The 18,754-nt window shown below is 38.3% G+C and carries 16 protein-coding genes and 1 other annotated feature; of the genes, 6 read left to right on the forward strand and 10 right to left on the reverse strand.

Features of this window, described 5'->3' with window-relative positions:
- Window positions 1-87: 87 nt before the first annotated feature.
- Window positions 88-323 (reverse strand) — a binding site (T-box leader).
- A 62-nt stretch (window positions 324-385) separates the two neighbouring features.
- Window positions 386-1,030, reverse strand: a complete 645-nt coding sequence (locus FEZ08_RS03620; protein ID WP_138190352.1) for a GNAT family N-acetyltransferase — start codon at window positions 1,028-1,030, stop codon at window positions 386-388.
- A gap of 348 nt (window positions 1,031-1,378) precedes the next feature.
- On the opposite strand from FEZ08_RS03620, the gene FEZ08_RS03625 reads away from it, so the two are divergent.
- Window positions 1,379-2,416, forward strand: coding sequence for a bifunctional transcriptional activator/DNA repair enzyme AdaA (locus tag FEZ08_RS03625; RefSeq protein WP_138190450.1), 1,038 nt, complete (start codon window positions 1,379-1,381; stop codon window positions 2,414-2,416).
- Between the two features lie 199 nt (window positions 2,417-2,615).
- Here the strand turns inward: FEZ08_RS03625 and FEZ08_RS03630 are convergent, their stop codons facing one another.
- Window positions 2,616-6,248 carry a DUF7927 domain-containing protein gene (locus tag FEZ08_RS03630; RefSeq protein WP_138190353.1) on the reverse strand — a complete coding sequence of 1,211 codons (3,633 nt, stop codon included), beginning with the start codon at window positions 6,246-6,248 and terminating at the stop codon, window positions 2,616-2,618.
- 298 nt (window positions 6,249-6,546) lie between these two features.
- Here FEZ08_RS03630 and FEZ08_RS03635 point away from each other — a divergent pair, with 298 nt between their 5' ends.
- The 4 genes from FEZ08_RS03635 to FEZ08_RS03650 all read left to right on the forward strand — a co-directional run bounded on the left by FEZ08_RS03635 (window position 6,547) and on the right by FEZ08_RS03650 (window position 9,360).
- On the forward strand, window positions 6,547-7,173 hold the full coding sequence (locus tag FEZ08_RS03635) for a chloramphenicol acetyltransferase (RefSeq protein ID WP_138190354.1): 627 nt from the start codon (window positions 6,547-6,549) through the stop codon (window positions 7,171-7,173).
- 138 nt (window positions 7,174-7,311) lie between these two features.
- The gene (locus tag FEZ08_RS03640; protein WP_138190355.1) at window positions 7,312-7,743 is read left to right on the forward strand and encodes an AraC family transcriptional regulator; all 432 of its coding nucleotides are present in this window, start codon (window positions 7,312-7,314) and stop codon (window positions 7,741-7,743) included.
- Window positions 7,744-7,887: 144 nt separating this feature from the next.
- On the forward strand, window positions 7,888-8,565 hold the full coding sequence (aqpZ, locus tag FEZ08_RS03645) for an aquaporin Z (RefSeq protein ID WP_138190356.1): 678 nt from the start codon (window positions 7,888-7,890) through the stop codon (window positions 8,563-8,565).
- Window positions 8,566-8,670: 105 nt separating this feature from the next.
- On the forward strand, window positions 8,671-9,360 hold the full coding sequence (locus FEZ08_RS03650; protein ID WP_138190357.1) for a metal-dependent hydrolase: 690 nt from the start codon (window positions 8,671-8,673) through the stop codon (window positions 9,358-9,360).
- Window positions 9,361-9,396: 36 nt separating this feature from the next.
- Here the strand turns inward: FEZ08_RS03650 and FEZ08_RS03655 are convergent, their stop codons facing one another.
- The 5 genes from FEZ08_RS03655 to FEZ08_RS03675 form a co-directional block, all read right to left on the reverse strand.
- Complete coding sequence (locus FEZ08_RS03655) at window positions 9,397-10,914, reverse strand: LPXTG cell wall anchor domain-containing protein (RefSeq protein WP_138190358.1); 1,518 nt, start codon at window positions 10,912-10,914, stop codon at window positions 9,397-9,399.
- A gap of 129 nt (window positions 10,915-11,043) precedes the next feature.
- Entirely contained in the window at window positions 11,044-11,286 is a 243-nt protein-coding gene (locus FEZ08_RS03660; RefSeq protein WP_138190359.1) for a hypothetical protein, read from the reverse strand.
- 12 nt (window positions 11,287-11,298) lie between these two features.
- Window positions 11,299-12,420, reverse strand: coding sequence for an alpha/beta hydrolase family protein (locus FEZ08_RS03665; protein WP_138190360.1), 1,122 nt, complete (start codon window positions 12,418-12,420; stop codon window positions 11,299-11,301).
- Between the two features lie 84 nt (window positions 12,421-12,504).
- Entirely contained in the window at window positions 12,505-13,053 is a 549-nt protein-coding gene (locus FEZ08_RS03670) for an SOS response-associated peptidase family protein (RefSeq protein ID WP_138190361.1), read from the reverse strand.
- A 141-nt stretch (window positions 13,054-13,194) separates the two neighbouring features.
- The gene (locus FEZ08_RS03675) at window positions 13,195-14,619 is read right to left on the reverse strand and encodes a SpaA isopeptide-forming pilin-related protein (protein ID WP_138190451.1); all 1,425 of its coding nucleotides are present in this window, start codon (window positions 14,617-14,619) and stop codon (window positions 13,195-13,197) included.
- A 251-nt stretch (window positions 14,620-14,870) separates the two neighbouring features.
- Here FEZ08_RS03675 and FEZ08_RS03680 point away from each other — a divergent pair, with 251 nt between their 5' ends.
- Entirely contained in the window at window positions 14,871-16,364 is a 1,494-nt protein-coding gene (locus FEZ08_RS03680) for an AcpB/EbpR/MafR family transcriptional regulator (protein WP_138190362.1), read from the forward strand.
- A 50-nt stretch (window positions 16,365-16,414) separates the two neighbouring features.
- Here FEZ08_RS03680 and FEZ08_RS03685 read toward each other — a convergent pair whose 3' ends face one another.
- From FEZ08_RS03685 to nrdF, 3 genes are all read right to left on the reverse strand, one after another.
- Window positions 16,415-17,251 carry a metallophosphoesterase gene (locus FEZ08_RS03685; RefSeq protein ID WP_171014923.1) on the reverse strand — a complete coding sequence of 279 codons (837 nt, stop codon included), beginning with the start codon at window positions 17,249-17,251 and terminating at the stop codon, window positions 16,415-16,417.
- 118 nt (window positions 17,252-17,369) lie between these two features.
- Entirely contained in the window at window positions 17,370-17,690 is a 321-nt protein-coding gene (locus FEZ08_RS03690) for an ATP cone domain-containing protein (protein ID WP_171014924.1), read from the reverse strand.
- Between the two features lie 12 nt (window positions 17,691-17,702).
- A complete protein-coding gene (gene nrdF, locus FEZ08_RS03695) occupies window positions 17,703-18,665 on the reverse strand; it encodes a class 1b ribonucleoside-diphosphate reductase subunit beta (RefSeq protein WP_138190365.1) in 963 nt (320 codons plus the stop codon).
- Window positions 18,666-18,754: the final 89 nt, after the last annotated feature.

An 18,754-nucleotide genomic window follows, 5' to 3' on the forward strand; every position in this document is an offset into this window, starting at 1 on the left:
ATTGACTAATTTTATTCGATTTTCAAAAATTGCGAGCGTTTTGCTTTAGCTAAAATAAAAAAACGTCCCAATACGCACATACTTGCGTATTGGGACGAAACATTCTCCGCGGTACCACCCAGATTCCCGGGACTTATTCCCGGACACTCAAAGCTTATAACGGCAAGCAACCGGTTTATTTTTAATTGGAAAATCGCCAACTTTTACAATAAACTGCTCCAAAAGCGAATTCATCTGCCAACAACGATCGGGACTCTCAGCCACGGCCCAACTCTCTCAACATCATTTTCTGCAAACTACTACTCTTTCATCTCTGCATTTCTTCCTTATATTATACGTTATTCGTATTCATTTGCCAAGTGTATTCGGAGAATATCCAAGCAACTTACTCAATTGTCGAGTGACTATAAATATAGAACTCTTCCTGAGATGGCATATGTTTTTTCTCCATAGGTTCCAAAGCATCATCAAAAACGACCGCTGCCTGCTCATCAATGCTGAATACTGAGCTTTCATGATAAACCCATTTACCCGCTTCTAAAGCATTTGCTTTGAGTTCTTTTACTAGCATTGCTGTAGGATAAATACCATCTTCAAGACTAACATTATATTTTTTACTGCTCTTAAAGCCATGGCAAACATAGTTACCCGGATTACCAAAAATAACAACTAGATCGTAGCCAAGTTCTATTGCCCGTTTAAACGAATACTCAATAAGCTTTTTACCATATCCTTTACGTTGATGCTCTGGTAATATACAAACCGGTCCAAAGGTTAGAATATCTTTTTCTTTGCCATTTTCATTAACCAGTTTTGCTCTTGTATACATAATATTACCGATGATTTCGCCATCAAGTTCAATAACGAAATCCAGTTCCGGAATAAAATCTTCATGCCCGCGCATAATATGAGCCAAATAATGCTCATTTGCTCCCGGTATATATAAATTCCAAAAGCATTTTCTAATAATTGCTTCAACTTGTTTATTGTCTGTTGCTTTTTCATTTCTAATTGTAATTTTATTACTCATTTTAATCTTAACTCCTTTTATTAAATAACTAATCCAATCACCCATAAACAGCAAAAAAAGCGCAGTATAACACTGCACTACAGACGACACAATTATAAATATAATATTGACGTCGTTTAATCTGTAGGGTGATTTTCTCATGCAAAAAACAAAGCATCGTCGCTGCTTTATCTACATAATTATCATACATTCCTTACAGAACAATCGGCATCAATACACCACTCTTTCTAAGAAAACTATACCATGACTTTATTGGTTTAGCAAGAACTACAAAAAATACTTGTCAATTTTTCGGTTGTCGTCATAACAAATAACGCGGTATAATAGCAACACAAGGAAGTGATTGAAATGAAATTAAGTGACGAAGAAATGTATCGTGCACTCGTAAATAAAGACAGCAGTTATGAAGGGACTTTTATTACTGGGGTAAAAACCACCGGGATTTTCTGTCGGCCCAGCTGTACCGCCCGAAAACCTAAACGTGAAAATGTTGAGTTTTTCGCAACCACCAAGGAAGCATTAGAAAATGGCTACCGACCATGTAAAGTTTGTCACCCTCTAGAACCACTAGGCGAAGTTCCAAACTATATTCAGGATTTACTTGATGAAATCGAGAGTGACCCAACCAAGAAAATCACCGATGGTGATTTAATCGAACGCGGCATGTCACCGAGCCATGTACGCCGCTGGTTCAAAAAGAACCACGGCATCAGCTTCCAAGCCTACCAACGCATGATTCGCATCAACGGTGCCTTCACCAACATTATGAGCGGAAAGGGCGTGACTGACTCGGCCTTTGATTCCGGCTACAACTCACTAAGCGGTTTTAATAGCGCCTACAAAAATCTGATTGGCGACACTCCAAGCGGCAAAAACAAAAACGTCATCACCGTGATGCGCTTCACCAGCGTGCTTGGACCAATGATTGCCGCTAGCACTGACAAAGGCATTTGCCTGTTAGAATTTTCCGATCGGCGCATGCTTGAGACAGAGCTCAAGGATATCCGCCGCATCTTCAAATCTGAGCTCCTCTATGGCGAAAATGACTTACTGCGCCAAGTAAAACGCGAAATAGAAGAATATTTCGCCGGCACGCGACAAGCATTTGACGTGCCGCTTGATGTTGTTGGCAGTGACTTCCAAAAACAAGTCTGGGCCCAACTGCAAACTATTCCTTACGGAACCACACGCAGCTACGCTGAACAAGCAGCTGCGATGAATAATCCTAAAGCAGTACGCGCAGTCGGCACTGCCAATGGTCACAATCGCATCGCGATTATTATTCCATGCCACCGGGTTATCGGCAGTAATGGCAAACTAACCGGCTATGGTGGCGGCTTATGGCGCAAACAATGGTTACTGGATTTAGAAATGAAAAATGTTTAATGGAAAAACCACCGGATGCTCGTCATCCGGTGGTTTCTTATTTTCCCATAAAATTATTGCATCACTTACACCAAATTCTCCATCCAATATGAGACGCGAACTCTAGTATGGGATACCACGGGGGCGAGGCATTCCCAATGCTCGTCGACTCATATTGGATGGAGAATTATAGTCAGGCATACTACTTCAACAGCTACCTTTAATAACTATTTTTCTTTCTCAACCAAGCAATAACCAATCCGCCAGTCAAGATAACCGGAACTGCCATTATAATTGCTTCAATTGGGTTACTACCTGTAACCGGTAAGGTTACTTCTTCACTGTCTACTGTAATAACTACCTCAACTTTATTGGTTTCGGTTATTTCTACATTTGTTCCCTCGGCTTGGGCAATATTTGATAATTTTCCGTCACCTTCCGGAAGTGAATCAGCCAAGATCACATCAAAAGTAATAACTACACTAGCCTGCGGAGCAATAGCACCAACATGAATACCCGATTGAATAAGCTCACTTGTTTCAATGCCATTTATTCTAGTATTAACTATTCTTGCATTCTCAAATTCTGAATCACCTAAGCTATCAGTAATTACAACATTCTCAGCTGTAAGATTACCAATATTAGTATACTTTACTGTATAGCTGACTACATCGCCGGCAACCACTGTTCCATCCACTCTTGGTACATTTATTGACTTACTGCCAATAAGTTGTGGTGCGGCATCCGTCGGAAGTATTACTTCGTTGGTTTGCACTTCCTTCATATTTGTTCCTTGCGCCGATGCCGTATTCTTAACAACACCATCGCCTGCCCCAAGTGGCGTTGAAAATCTTATATTAAAGGTGATTGTTACTACCTCTCCCGAAGAAATATCTCCAACATCAATACCTGTCCGGATGTCACTTGTTGTAGCAACACCATTAATTGTTGTGTTCTCAATTGTTGCACCGATGAATTCAGAGTCACTTAACGTATCACTAATTATTACTCCCGTTGCTGCCATATTACCTATATTGGTATAGCGGATTGAATAATTTATTGTTGTTCCCGCTGAAACGACATTGTTTGTTGCCGATACATCTGCTTGTTTGATACCAATAAGCTCAGGTGCTGCATCAGTTGGCATCTCAACAATATTTGTTGGAGTATCAGAAATGTTATCACCACTAGCAATTGCAACATTAAAAATCTTACCGTCTCCATTTGCAAGTGGGCTAGGGAATAATACATCAAAAGTAATTTCCACCGATGCTCCCGGTGCAAGTGTACCTACGTTTACTCCGCTCTTGATATCTCCTGATACAGGTAGTCCATTTACTGTTAAGTTGCTTGTGCTAGTTCCTAAAAACTCAGCATCAATAAGTGGATCCTGAATCACGATATTATTCGCTGCAAGATTTCCGAAATTAGTATATTTAATTGTGTACTGAACCGTCTCGCCACCGGCAATCTTCCCATCATTATTCTCATCAACTGCTGTTTTTTCACCAACTAAATGTGGTGCGGCATCGGTTGATAGTTCAACAGTATTAGTTGGCACCTCAGGGATTCCTGGAACCTTTGCAGTAGCAGTGTTAGCAAGTAATCCATCCCCAGCAGGTAACGGGTTTTGCAATAAAACATCGAATGTAATAGTCACTGTTTCTCCAACATGTAACTCATCAATAGTAATGCCTGTTTGTATATCTGCATTTGTGGCTACACCATTTACTTTCGTGTTACTAATGGTACTTCCATTAAATTCACTATCATCCAATCCGTCTTGAACAAGTACATTTTTAGCGCTTAAATTACCACTATTCGTATAGATGATTGTATATTGAATGACTTCGCCAGCTTCGACAACGCCATTATCGTTTGCGTCAGTTGCAATCTTCTCTCCCTGAATAATTGGTGCTGCATTAGTTGGAATCTCTACCTCATTTGTCGGCACTTCCGGAGTTGTGTCACTTTTAATCGAGGCTGTATTGTTCAATAATCCATTACCGGCAGGGAGCGGATTAGCAAAACGAACATCAAATGTAATCGTTACTGTAGATTGCGCTTCAAGAGTACCAATATTGATTCCTGAACGAATATCTCCAGAATTGGCTACACCATCTATCTTAAGATTGCTTATTGTACTTCCATTAAACTCGCTGTCAGAAAGACTATCTCGGACAATAACATTTTCTGCATCTAAATTGCCGATATTTGCATAGGTTAAAGTATAAGAAATTGTATCACCACCAGCGACACTAGCTGCACTGGTTGCTTTACTACCACTTAATATCGGTGTAGCTAATCGAGGTTCAATTATATACTCACCATTCACATTATTCAGTTTCTCATATGACCATGTATCTATATAATTACCATCACCAAATGACTCAATATTTGCAGTTGGCGCAGGGTTTAAATTATATGAGCATACATTTACATTATCAAATTGCCACTTTCTATCTTTAATATATGATATATCCCCCGTTAAGTTTGTAATAGCTTGATTAATTGGAATATCACAACCTGTTGGTGTATTCAACATATTTTTTATAATGCTGTCATCCCAATAAACAACATTACTTTGAGAACTTTCGTGTCCATTCAAACGAGTAAAACTCATTCCTCCACCCAAGACTTCAACATCATCAAGAATAAAATGAATTTCTCCAGCCTTTTTAACCTCAGCACGAGCAACTACTTTATTATTAACAGTAACTTTTTTTCCATTTGCATCATTACCATCCCAATAAAATGTTGTCGGCTCTCCATATTTAAAAATTAACTGTTTAACAATGTCTCCTTTAGTAACTGATATTTCCCCATCGTTAGGATTAACATCTATAACAAACTCAAATTGACCTTGAAAATTATCTATAGTAATTTGAAACTCACCTGAATGTTTGAGATCCGAATCAGGCGTAAAAGTTATTTTTGAAACATCTATTTTCTTTAGTTGCGGGTTTAACCACGTCATCTCACCATTTGGCAGAGAAAATTCACCAGTAGGAATATCCATAGCAGGTGCATCAATAAAAATTTTATTCTTCTCAACACTGTTTTTACAATCATTAGCGTAAGAAGGTTTATAGGCTACATTATTTACAGTTTCGCCTTTCCGAACGGATCCATAGAGTGGCAAACACTTTTCATTTCCCGGTGTGTCAGTTGTTACACCAATGCCATCACTATAAAAGCGGCTCCACATTCCATTTATATTATTATATTCAGCTTTATAAATATACCCATCCACACTTTGATACCATAAGGCCATATTTTCAGTATTATTATTGATATCTGACCAAGTTGGATAGGTAATTAAATCTTCTGACCAAATTCTACCGGAAACTACTTTATTAGACGTATCCCTTATGTCTATCTTCAAATTATAAATAGGGTCCTCTCCGGCAGCCCGCTCAATATTCAAAGCATAAATACCCTCAACATCAACAACTACTTGATTAGCATTTGTACCAACTAAATCGTACAAAATTTTCTGGGTATTGACTTGGGCACGAGTATGAGTAACTGTAGTTTTCGGTTTCGACAAATTACTACCGCTAGGAACATCGAATTGATAAAACCAAGTATAGGTATCTTTATATCCGTTGTATCCATTATACTGAGTGCTTATACTTATCTTTTCACCCTTTTTTAAATACATATAGACCGTACCATTACTGAAATTATCGATTTGATTTACCGTACCACTATTTCTAGTTGTTCCCTTACCCGCACGCTCATTGCTTACCTCAACAGGATTAGGATTCGCATCTGTAGCTAAAACCTCTGCTCCCATATTAAAAGTTATAAAAGTCATAGTCAGCAACGCAGTTAATAATTTAATAGGCATATTATTTCCCCCATTTTTAGTGATTCAACATTCACATTTTTTGGCAACTTTTTCATTACCTTCTTTAAACATTATACTAAAAGACATATATGAAAAAAGCCCAAATACTTGGAGTTTTTTACCAAATAAATATCTACACCTATACTTTTTATGAATAAACCCTAATAAAAAAGAGCTAACCATGACTAGCTCTTTTTTATAATTTTAGTATTCCATCAGAAACATAGGTGGTTGCTCATTCCACCCTTAGTTAAGATATGGTAAGATAGAGAAAAGACTTAAAGGAGGAAATAGGTAGATGGAAAAGATAGATTTAGCAACTTGGGAACGGAAAGCACATTTTGATTTTTTTAAGCAGTTTGCCAATCCCCATTTTTCTATGAGTGCAACCGTTAATGTTACAAATATATACAATGTGACAAAACAGAACAATGAATCGATATTTTGTTCGCTGCTCTTTGTAATCATGCAAACCCTTAATGAAATAAAAGCGTTTAGATTACGAATTATTGATGATGAAGTTTTTGAATGCTCAGTTACTCATCCAAACTGTACGGTTTTAGATAAAAATAATCTATTTGGGTTTTGTAGTATTGACTTTGTTGATGATAAAAAGACGTTTATCGAACATGCAAAGACTCGAATTGATCGTGCCAAAGAGCATTTTTCATTAGCAGTTGAGCCAAGAAATAATGTGGTATTTTTTTCAACGATTCCATGGGTCGACTTTACCAGCATTTCTCACCCGATTCAAATCGTTGAAGTTGATAGTGTGCCCAGGATAACAATAGGGAAAATCCATGCCGATACTAACGGTAATAAGTTAATGCTGGTATCTATTCAAGTTCACCATGGCTTAGCCGATGGTTATCATGTCGGATTGTTTTTCCAGTTATTGCAAGAAAAACTTGATTCTGTTTACTAGTCTAATATTAGAGTGAACCCACCGGATGCTCGTCATCCGGTGGGTTCTTATTTTTATAAAAAAATGAATGCAAAAAATTTTATATCATGATATCGTCAAAGAGTAATGCATTACAACTAATTTGAAGGAGTTGTAAATATGAACATAACTATTGAAAACTTTGAACCTATGGCTATTGCCTATTATCGCCAGATTGGTCCTTATGGAGCAAACAATGTTACTGTGATGACAAAAATCAAAAACTGGGCAACCGACCAAAATTTATTTAATAAAGACGCCGTTATTTTAGGCATTATTCATGATAATCCTACTACAACCGCACCGGAAAATTGTCGCTATGATGCGGCAATCATTGTTACGGCTAATTATCCTGAAATAGAACAAACTACTTTGGCGGGTGGTAAATATGCAGTCATGACGCTTGAACATACTGTTGAAGCAATGCAAGCAGTTTGGGAAAACATTGCTAGTGCCAAGCTTAATCTTGACAGCACCCGACCAATTCTTGAACGATACCCGCGCGCGCTTGTAGATATCCACCTTTGTCAAATCTGTATTCCGGTTGATTGATAAAACTTAAAAAAAGACAAGAGCCGAACTCTTGTCTTTTTAACAACTCACTTTACACACAATATTAAAAATATGTAATTTATGCAAGTCACTTGCTATCATCACCAAAAAAACTTATCATTATACATGTAAGGAGAGGATTTTATGAAGAAATATCTTGCAGAATTAATTGGAACATTTACTTTAGTCCTTTTTGGTTGTGGAGCCGCCGTATTAGCCGGTAACTTTGTCGGTCAATTAGGCATCGCATTTGCATTTGGGTTAACAATTGTTGGGATGGCTTATGCAATCGGGCCGGTGTCGGGTTGTCACATTAATCCGGCAGTAACCATCGGAGCTTGGTTCGCGAAGCGAATTGAAACAAAAGATGCACTTTTCTATATTGTAGCCCAATTTATTGGTGCGGCAATTGCATCAGGTGTATTGTACTTAATTGCCAGCGGCAGTCCATCATATGACTTAGCGGCAATTGGTCTTGGTCAAAATGGCTTCGGTGCCAACTACAATGGTGGTTATACGATGACGGCTGCTATTATTTTTGAAACAATAGCGACTTTCATTTTTGTATTCGTTGTTCTTGGTGCTACCCATAAAAATGCGAACTTCAAGTTTGCCGGTCTTGGTATCGGGCTTACACTAGTATTTATTCACATTGTTGGGATTCAAATTACCGGTGTATCAGTGAATCCGGCTCGTAGTTTCGGACCGGCACTCTTCAATATGCAGGCGCTCAGTCAATTATGGCTATTCTTGGTATTCCCGACTATTGGTGGTATTTTAGCCGGCCTCGCATATCGTTTCAGATTAATTTACAATGATTAAAGATAGAACCAGAGTCACGCTCGCCGTGCCTCTGGTTCTTTTTTTCTCCTTAAATATGCGGAGCAATTGTGAATATGATATAATTTATCTTAGGAGTTGATGAACATGAAAGTAACTTATTTAGGACATTCAGCAGTGTTGCTTGAAGATGGCGACAAACATATTATTATAGATCCCTTTCTAAGCGGAAATCCGTTATTCAAAGGTACACTTGACGATATTCCTAAACTTGATGCTATTCTTTTGACTCATGGTCATAATGATCATTTTGGTGATACTATTGAGCTTGCTGATCGTGATGGTGCGCTTATTGTTTGTATGGTTGAAATAGCTGATTTTATTGAACAGCATTTTGAAGTTGATACACATGGTTTGAATATTGGCGGTGGCTATCAGTTTGATTTTGGTAAGGTAACCCTAGTGCCGGCGATTCATTCAAGCTCTATTAATGACAAGAACGGCAATATCCATTATCTTGGCTTAGCAGCCGGGATTGTGTTTGAATCAGGGACTAAAGCTATTTATCATGCCGGTGATACTGCATTATTCAGCGACATGCAGTTGCTGAATCGTTATGATTTAGATCTTGCTTTTCTACCGATTGGCGATAATTATACGATGGGCATTGATGATGCCGTGCAGGCAGCAGAATGGATTGAGGCGCAAAAGGTTGTGCCGGTTCATTATAATACTTTCCCGATTATTCAGCAGGATCCGCATATTTGGGCACGGCATATGGTTGAGATTGGTCAGCACCCGCATATTCTCGATGCCGGTGAGATGGTTCTTATATAAATTTGAAAACCGGGGCACTAAAGTGCCCCGGTTTTTTTATTTTCTTCTAAATATAATAATACCACTGCTGATAATGAGCAAGAAGCTGCCTATTAAAACGAAACTGCCTATGTTTTGTCCAGTAACCGGCAACGGATTGGTATTGTCATTAGTTGCCGTTGCCTGTCCCACAACAGTTACTTGGATTGGCAGCGGCTCTGAACTGCCGCTAGTGTCTGTTGCAGTTACCATCACTTGGTATGTACCAGCTTGTTGCATATTTACAACACTGTTAAAATCTGTTGTTAACGTTGCTGTTCTATCAACTGTAATAGCTGCATCTTGAATAAAGTCTGCCTCACTTTTCGCTTCGCCAACTTGATAAATGACATCGTGACCGCTAACAACCGGAACCAGGCTGGTAACTGTTACGTCGAAAGTAAATGATACACCCGAAGGCAGTGAATACGTAATTGTAGCGTTGCCGCCGTTTTTACCGCTGGTAAGCTGAATGTCGGTGTTATTTGTGGTGTTTGCTTGAACAACATCCGGATTAGAACTGGTTACAGTTGCTGCAAACGCAGTTTCATCCGTCAGTAACGTCCATCGGTATGTGGAACTAAGTTGTTCAAAAATACCGCCAGTATGGATAGTAATTGGAACTTGCAGTTGTAAACTTGCATTCGTTTCCATGCTTTGATTACTGATTGCCATTACACTATTTTGTTGCGCACCATCATACCAATTGTTAGTATTAATATTTGGATCCATTGCAAAAACTGCATCAAGTTTACTTTGAATAATATCAGATACTTCACTTACAAAACTATCATATAACATAATATATTCTAGTTTTGGTAAGCTTTCCAGTACTGATAAATCACTAACCGGCACAGATAATAAACCAATATTTTTTATTTCTTGCAAGTCCTTGAGTCCGGAAATATCGGTATTAGTCGCATACGCAATATCAAACTGCCATAGTTTAGGGAATTGCGCCAGGGTTTCAAGATTACTAACCGTAATTCTATCTTCAAAGCCAATGACTTCAAGATAATACAACTCTGTTTGTGACTCAAAATCTTTCAAATCAACATCTTGATTCGTGCTTAAAATAAGTTCACCTAATCCCTGAATCTGGCCAATTTTACCGACATCTTCAGCTGACATTGTATTTGTAGTAATTGATAAGGCACGTAATTGCTTCATCGCAAGCAATGGTGAATAATCAGTAATACCACTGTTATCAAGCATCAGAGCTCCATTTGAAACATTTAGATATTGAATCCCTTCCAAATTTTCAACTGACTTTCCGCGCAAATCTAAATAAAAATATCCTAAATTATTAATTAAATCAAACTTTTCTTCGGTAATTTCTTCATAAGCCGGCCAGGTTGCTGGCAGCATAGCTGTTCCGATAGTATTGATTGCTGCCCGTAACTGTTGATCAGGTACTAAAGGAACAAGTTCCTGAGTTTCAGTCACCTCTGCCGCTTGTACTGTTTGAGCAAATGACATAAATATCAATAAAGAACTCAATGCAATTGCACTGAAAATACGTATAATTTTTTGCATAAAAAAGACCCCCAATTGAAATTAATACTTCTTTAGTATAACAAAATCGATATATAAAAGAAGTGTAATTTTATGGGATAGTCTTTCGTTTTAATGGCAATACAGGTTCTGTGCAGCACAGAACCTGTATTATTTTTCTTCGGCCTTAACACGGTGGTGCTTGTCTATAAAGTCTTTCAACTCTTGCTCAAGCGCCATAACTTGATTTTGTGCCTCATTTGATTCTACCACGTTAATTTGTGCTTGTAAGTTGCTGACTGAAACAATCAGCTCATGGCAGATGCTGCGTACATCTTGCGAATACGCATGTTGTTGTATGCTTTCTATCTGACTGATAATATCATTAAGACGTGAAGTTATTGTATTTGCCATTTGGTTCCCCTCCTATAATTCACGCGTGATTGCTGTATATAATCGATCCAGCTGCAAAAAAATGTGTTCAAACAACTGGCTATTTAATTGATACTTTCTTAATTCAGCAATCTGCTCATCAACAAAGGTTTCGACTTCTACCTTTATTTTATCATGTAATTGCGATAAATACTTTATTTTTAAATCCTCAACTGTTTTCAACTTAGTTGCTGCATAAGCCTTAATGCGGCTGCTTGACTTAATAAACTGGCTCTCCAAATCTTGAATATTGTTTTTCAACGCCACTAAATCAGCAATCTTTTCAAGTTGAATGGTAGTCGCCCGATCAGGAGTAATCACCTGTCCGGCTTGATCGAATACAAACATCTTCATACTATGATTATCCAAAAGCAGATTTACCGAGGCAGCAGCGTCAGTACTTGGCGGATTATACAAAGCGCTAAACAATTGTTTGCCATATACAATGTAAGAATCAATAAACGGAAACTTTTGTTCCGGCACCATCACCTGGTGGGTAATATCATCGGCAACATAAAAACAACTGATGGCCTGCTGATGATCCAGCTTAGCACCAAAATCAATTGATTTTGGCAATGGCGCCGGATTAAACACCACCGCGCGGACACCTAAATCCATCGCCACATAAACTGCCTGGGCACCGCCACGCGAATGCCCGCAAACGCCAAGCGTAGCATGCGGGTATTGTGCGCGCACTATAGCTGCATGCTCACTAGCTGCCGGAAATGGTTCCTGAAAACCAACCTCGCGGCCAGCAGGCAATACCCGGTCAATCAACGACTGACGCGACTCAATCGTCATCCCCTGCAAAGCACTCATCCCGGTATCACCAAAAATATTTTGAAACCAATCAATAGCATTCACCGACCCGCGATAACCAATGATAATATGTTGCTTATCGGCATCAACATAAGTGACATAAGCAAGTCCAGTCTTTAAACTCGAACTCAATTGTTCATCAACCTGCCACCCCTCTTGCACCAAAAAATCATTCGCATCATCCCAAGCTTTTTGATATAACCGCTGCTGCCATGTCAAATCCTTATCAGCAACACCATCATACTTGCGCTGATATGCACAAAGCGCCACCGCCCAAAAATGTCGTTCACTCACCATAACCCTCACCTCACATACCTTTTCTCTATAAACCCCAAAGCGAAAAGTACAGACCAACAGGTCCGCCCTTTTCACCAAACATTCTCAATCCTCATCCGGCAACCATACAACATTAACCGTTGTCTTCGACATCGTCAAGCGCGCCACATCATCACCATGTAAATAATCCTGCACTTCATCGTCTTCAAGCATCAATGGCAAACGATTATGCAACACCATAAATTCCGGTGTCGCTTCCTGAGTAATAATCACAAACCGCGGCTCACCATCAACCATACGGTACAGTCCCGCCACTTTCAGTGTCGGCTGACCATCACGATGCACAGCATTCTTCACCTTATGATCCTGCCACTCATAAAAATATGGCATATAAACCACACAACGGCGATGCAGCATATCTTCACGAAAAAATGGTTTATCCAAAACCGTCTCCTGACGGGCATTAATTATCACACCAGTTCCCTGCCACTTAGGAATACCCCATTGCATCTCTGCAAAACCAAACTTCGTCTTTACCAAAGCAAATTCAGTCGGAAAAACCTCACCAACTTTAATCTGCGAAAGCGTCGTGCCGGCAAGGGCAAAAAAAGTATTCAGTTGCTCTTGAGTCAAAGAATGAAATCTACCGCACACTGCTTTACCGCCTCCATGAATAAATTATACCACAATTTTTAGGAAAAACAGAAACGAGTCCGGTACAATTCCGGACTCGTTTCCACTTTCTATATATCAAATCTATATCATTCAACAAAAACTATCTTTCCAAGGGGGCTATCAAGATAAGTTATTTTGTTTTCTAACGAATAATACTCCCAGACTTAATACCATAATTATCGCACCACCAATAATAAACTCAGTAGTACTTAAACCAGTAGTTGGTAACGTGTTGTTCCCCGTTGTATTATTATCAGTTGTATTGAACACTTGCGGCAACGGGGCATTTTCTCTAGTAACAGCTACCAAATCATCAGCAGTAATTGTAATCTCATATGGCGTATCATCAAGCTGATAACCTACCGGTGCCTTGACTTCTATCAATTCATAAGTATCAAAGGTTAAATCAGAAATTGAACCTTTACCGTCTTCATCGGTCACTATCGTGCCCACTTTTTCTCCGTCACTTACACGAATAACCTCAAACTCTGCACCGGCGAGTTTCTCACCGGTTGTGCTATCAGTCTTCAACAGACTGATGCCGCCGGTTACACCGAAACCGTCGCCACCACCTTCAGAAACTCGGGTAGTATTTCGCGAACTATATACTTCCGTACCTTCACCTTGTAAAGTAACAGTATTTTCAATATAGGTCCCGGCTGGAACAGTACTCGTTAGTTGAGTATCATAACTCAGCAAGTACCCTTCGCCGTTTATATTACCGAAGTCAATCGTAAAACCTCCAGCATTTTGAGTTATAGCTAAACTAGCCGTAACATCTACATGGTTTTTTATAACGACCTTACCATTTTGAATTGAATAATCAACTTTATAAACAATCAATGAATCAATAACTAATTCATGGTATGCACCAACAGTATCGGTTAGCACCGCTTTTGGTATTGTATTGTGAGCAACATTTACCCGCGTGTACCAATGAATTTTATTCGGACTTTCAGGATAATCAAAACCACCATACTTAAAAAGCACTTCATTTGGGTTTTCACCAGTTCCTTTAAATTCAATATCTTGTTCAAAAGTAACACCATCACTATCAGTGAATATAAACGGGAAGGTATTCTCATCAATCATTTCAAATGTTTTAAAGCCTGATAAAAACCACATTGTTCCCTGTACGTTGGAATGCGTTTCAACATAATCAGTAAAAGTTACCGTTACAATACCAGTTACTTGATTTACAAAAACCGTACCAACAACGTTGTTTGGTGCAATACCATTGTCATCTAGTAATGGAAAGGATAAATTCTTTGTTAACTTTAGCAAGCTCGGCAGTGTAAATGTCGCTGTATCACCAGCTTTTACTGTGTTATTCGGAATTGACCAATCCATGTTCACTCGAGCCTGTTCATATCGTGACCAAGGACTTTCAGTGCCGCCGTTTTCATGAGTAATATAAATGTTATCAATAATAGAATTAACACTCTTAGCTTGCACATTATTGTTTTTTACCATATTTATGCCCATAAAAATAAAGAGCACTGCAAAAAAGGCCGCAACAAATTTATAATATTTTTTAGTCTGCATTTGTGATTCCCCCGCATATATATTTATTTATAGATAAAGTATATCTAACTAGTTCAAAAAATCTTCCCAAAAAATGCTTGAAAAATCACATTTTTTGAAGTTTATTTTGCTTGAATACGTACTCAAAACGAATTATACTTTAGTCATTAATTAATTCTATATGGAAGACGAAAAAGTTGAGTTATGATTTACATAATGGTTTTCTTGGGGAAATATCACAGCTACTTAACAATTTCATTCTGGGGGAAGCCATGAAACATTTTTTAGATAAACATGCATTGCGGCGATATACAATAATGGAACTTTTTTTACGTGATCGGCAAACTTGGACAATTGCCGAGATTGCTACACGTCTCGATTTAGATGCGCGCACCGTCGCTAAAGATTTATCTGCCTTACAGGCGGAATTTTTTTCTTGGCCGGATATAACCTTTGTCAACCATCAGAATGGCATATCATTTTCACTAAGTTATGCAGCTTACTTTAATCCCAATAAAGTTTTGTTCCATTTTTTACAAACCTCTATTCCGTTTCTATTCATTACCGAACTATTAGCAAAACCTTCAATCAATCCGGTGAGTTTTATTGACAAGCATTTCATCAGTAAATCAACTTTTTATCGGCACTTAAAAATGATTAAAGAAATTTTGGCAACCTTTGAATTGAAAATTAGTTCGCCGCCATTTACATTGATTGGCAACGAAGAACAAATTCGTTTCTTTTATTATTTCTTTTTTGATGACTTTGATGAGGAACACTTCTGGCAATATTTTCCAATTAATCAAGATAGCATCATTACTCTGCTCAGCAGCGTCGAGAAAATTATGCACTTTCAAATGCTTGAATACAACCGCCAGTCACTGGTAAAATTACTTGCAATTCATAAGTATCGCATGTTTGGTAAACACTATGCACCGATGCATCAGTCCAGCACTATGTATCCGCTCTGTGATGAAGTCGGTATTTATAGTTTTTCGATTCAAACATTAACTGAGTTTTTACGTAAAAGTCAGCTCCCCGAAGAAATCTGCTATAATGAATCAATCAGTATCCTCGCCTCAGTCATTTCTTTGGCCTTCTTTGAACAAACCGCTTCTATTGCTGACTCAGTTATTAACTACAACTATCGTTCTAATACTGCTGGTATTCAACTAGTTGATAAAACCTTGGAACTTTGCTGTCAATATTTTGATCTGCCACAAGAAGAAATCACTAAATTTATTAAAGCAAGTTTGCTCTGTGTCTATTTTTTCGTTGTCAACTACACAGTAAATATCAGCTATTTTGAAAATATGGAGCAATATAAAGACTTTATCGATGAATATCAAGTTGAAATAAAACAATGCACAAAATCTATCTATCAACTAGCAAAAAAAATTCTACCTAAAGAAAACTATCAGCATATCATTGCCTCAGAAAGCTACATAAAATATTCACTGACAAAAATTCTCTTACCAATTATAAAACACCATAAAGTACGCCGTGCTATTCGAGTTTATGCAACATGTGCGAAAGGCTACCACCAAACTCGCTATCTACAAACCTATCTTAGTAATCATTTTGCCTTCAACTTAGAATTCACCACTTATCCTATCGACGCGGATATCATCATTACTGATACCGAACTTATCGACCACCAAATTAATGAAAACTCAATTATCGTTAACTATCACTATCCATTTCTCTCTGAAGTAGACAAACTCCGCTTACAAGAAGTCTTGACTGATTTTGAGAAAAAACTATAAACTAAAACAAAAAAGGCTCCGTCTAAAACGGAGTCTTTTTCTGCTTTCACCTATAAATCAAACACTACAATTTCTGGTTGCGCAAAGAAACGTACTTGCATCGGACCGACATTACCACCGAGTCCGGAAGTAATATAAATATTATTGCCATCATAGTTTTTCATACCATACAAATACTTGTCACCATAGCTACTAGGTATAATTGGTGCAAATAAGCCAAATGCGGTAACTTGACCAGCGTGTAAATGGCCAGCAAGCGTTAAATCAATATGCTGGTGCTGCTCAACAGTCAACTCTTCGAAATAATCCGGATTATGCGCCAGCATAATCATAAAATCATTTGGCGCCGCATCACCAATCGCCAAATCGGCATCGGGAGCGCCAAAATACCAATCTTCAACACCGCCAATACGAATGCGATCATCACCCTGATTAATCCAGAAGCCGGCATTATCAACATTCTGGATGTTATATTCATCAAATGCTGCATACAGCCGTTCCAAGCGCGCCTGATCATGATTGCCGGTCACTGCATAAATACCAAGCGGTGCTCGCAACTGCCCAAGTATAGCAAAAGTCTCATCAATATACTGCGCATAATTAATATAATCGCCGCCAAGCAAAATAATATCCGGTTGCTCAGCATTCATCATATCAACAACTTTCTGCAACATCTCGGTATTACTGCCATTAGTCAAGGTATCATATTGAAAATCAGCAGCAAAAACAATCTTCTTGCCACGAAAACTTTCCGGCACAGCAAAGTCAGCCAAGCTCACTCTCGTCACTTTAACCTGGGTATATTCATAAAAGCTCCAAACCGCCATCAAGGCGCCGGAAACAATAATAACTAGTAGGAAAACAAATGTATTTCTGATAAACTTCATGTAATCACCTGAGTCCAATTGTAACACAATTATCACTGCATATGAGACTTCTAACAAAAATGTTCGTTGTGAAAAAAGAAGAAAAGAGCAGTCCGGCGGACTGCTCTTTTCCCAATTTCTATCTATTTTGCTCACGAGCTGCTTCACGTTTCGCCCGCTCACGATTACGCGTATCGCGATACAAAATATATGCTTTAGCAACTTTAGGATACTCCTGCATCAAAGCAACTTCAACCATATCTTGAATCTCTTCAACTTGCATTGCCCGCTCAGTCACTGCCCGCTCAATTGGCGCAGTAATCTTTTGCTGCACCACTTCGTAGTCCAGCTCAGTTCCGGTCGCCCACGCGGCCTTCTGAATCGCATTAACGATTTTAATAACATCAAATCGCTCACGCAAACCATCTCTTTTAATAACTTCGTGATAATAAACTGTCAAGCTCATCGCCTCCTAGAAAATAAAATCTTCATCCTTTAATGCTTCAACTCGGGTCGTTTTAATATATCCGTTACCTTTAGTAGAGAAAAAGTCATGGTTTTTAGTATCAGTACGCAAACCATTGATAACAATCGGGTTGATATCATCTTCGGTAACATTGAAGAAGGCATCAAATCCTAAGTTCATCATTGCTTTGTCACCATTATATTTAGTGAAGTCCATAACCTGATCAATCAAACCGATTTGGCTATAAACCTCAGTAGTATAATGTTGTTCGATTCCTTGTAAATGCTCAAGAATTTGAACCACTTCACGTTCTGCTTCAACTTGTTCTTTATCAGTCAAACGTTTGAAAACATCTTGTGCCAATAATCCAACATAAACACCATGTACTGATTCATCACGAATAATTAAGTTAATAATCTCGCCACTATTGATAAGTTTTCCTTGCCCCGCTAAATATAACGGATAGAAGAATCCTGAGTAAAACAGGAATGTCTCCAAGAATACACTTGTCGCCATTGCCAAATATAAGCTCTTATCATTATTAATAGCAGCATATTTATCATGAATAAAAGTAATCTTATCTTGCAGAAATTCATTTTTTAATACCCAGTCAAAAATTTCATCAATTCGTTCCATTGAAGAAAGTGTTGAATAAATACTACTATAACTTTTAGCATGCATATGTTCCATAGCTCCCATGAAGCCAAGAACACCCTTTTGATGTTGTGAAGTGACTGCCCGTGAAATAAGCGGCATACCATTGCTGCCTTGTTCAGTATCAAGCAAAGTTAATCCACCTAATACATGTTCATAAGCACGTTTCTCCTCCTCGGTTAACGTCATCCACGTTAACTTATCATCAGCTAAAGGAATTTCTTCATCTACCCAAAACTGACGCACATTCTGATCCCAGAATATTTTTGTATAGTCATCATCCATACGATTCCAGTTTACTGCTGAAAATGCCATATTTTTTCCTCCTTAAAAATTATATCTGTTTTTTTCTATTAAATGAATAATAAGATGCAAACGCTTCGCTTTTGAAGGAAAACCAAGGA

The organism is Culicoidibacter larvae (assembly GCF_005771635.1).
GTDB classification, from domain to species: domain Bacteria; phylum Bacillota_I; class Bacilli_A; order Culicoidibacterales; family Culicoidibacteraceae; genus Culicoidibacter; species Culicoidibacter larvae.

Coding starts and splice junctions, on each gene's coding strand:
- FEZ08_RS03620 (WP_138190352.1), bottom strand. CDS start 1,030: ATGAGTAATAAAATTACAATTAGAAATGAAAAAGCAACAGACAATAAA.
- FEZ08_RS03625 (WP_138190450.1), top strand. CDS start 1,379: ATGAAATTAAGTGACGAAGAAATGTATCGTGCACTCGTAAATAAAGAC.
- FEZ08_RS03630 (WP_138190353.1), bottom strand. CDS start 6,248: ATGCCTATTAAATTATTAACTGCGTTGCTGACTATGACTTTTATAACT.
- FEZ08_RS03635 (WP_138190354.1), top strand. CDS start 6,547: ATGGAAAAGATAGATTTAGCAACTTGGGAACGGAAAGCACATTTTGAT.
- FEZ08_RS03640 (WP_138190355.1), top strand. CDS start 7,312: ATGAACATAACTATTGAAAACTTTGAACCTATGGCTATTGCCTATTAT.
- aqpZ (WP_138190356.1), top strand. CDS start 7,888: ATGAAGAAATATCTTGCAGAATTAATTGGAACATTTACTTTAGTCCTT.
- FEZ08_RS03650 (WP_138190357.1), top strand. CDS start 8,671: ATGAAAGTAACTTATTTAGGACATTCAGCAGTGTTGCTTGAAGATGGC.
- FEZ08_RS03655 (WP_138190358.1), bottom strand. CDS start 10,914: ATGCAAAAAATTATACGTATTTTCAGTGCAATTGCATTGAGTTCTTTA.
- FEZ08_RS03660 (WP_138190359.1), bottom strand. CDS start 11,286: ATGGCAAATACAATAACTTCACGTCTTAATGATATTATCAGTCAGATA.
- FEZ08_RS03665 (WP_138190360.1), bottom strand. CDS start 12,420: ATGGTGAGTGAACGACATTTTTGGGCGGTGGCGCTTTGTGCATATCAG.
- FEZ08_RS03675 (WP_138190451.1), bottom strand. CDS start 14,619: ATGCAGACTAAAAAATATTATAAATTTGTTGCGGCCTTTTTTGCAGTG.
- FEZ08_RS03680 (WP_138190362.1), top strand. CDS start 14,871: ATGAAACATTTTTTAGATAAACATGCATTGCGGCGATATACAATAATG.
- FEZ08_RS03685 (WP_171014923.1), bottom strand. CDS start 17,251: ATGAAGTTTATCAGAAATACATTTGTTTTCCTACTAGTTATTATTGTT.
- nrdF (WP_138190365.1), bottom strand. CDS start 18,665: ATGGCATTTTCAGCAGTAAACTGGAATCGTATGGATGATGACTATACA.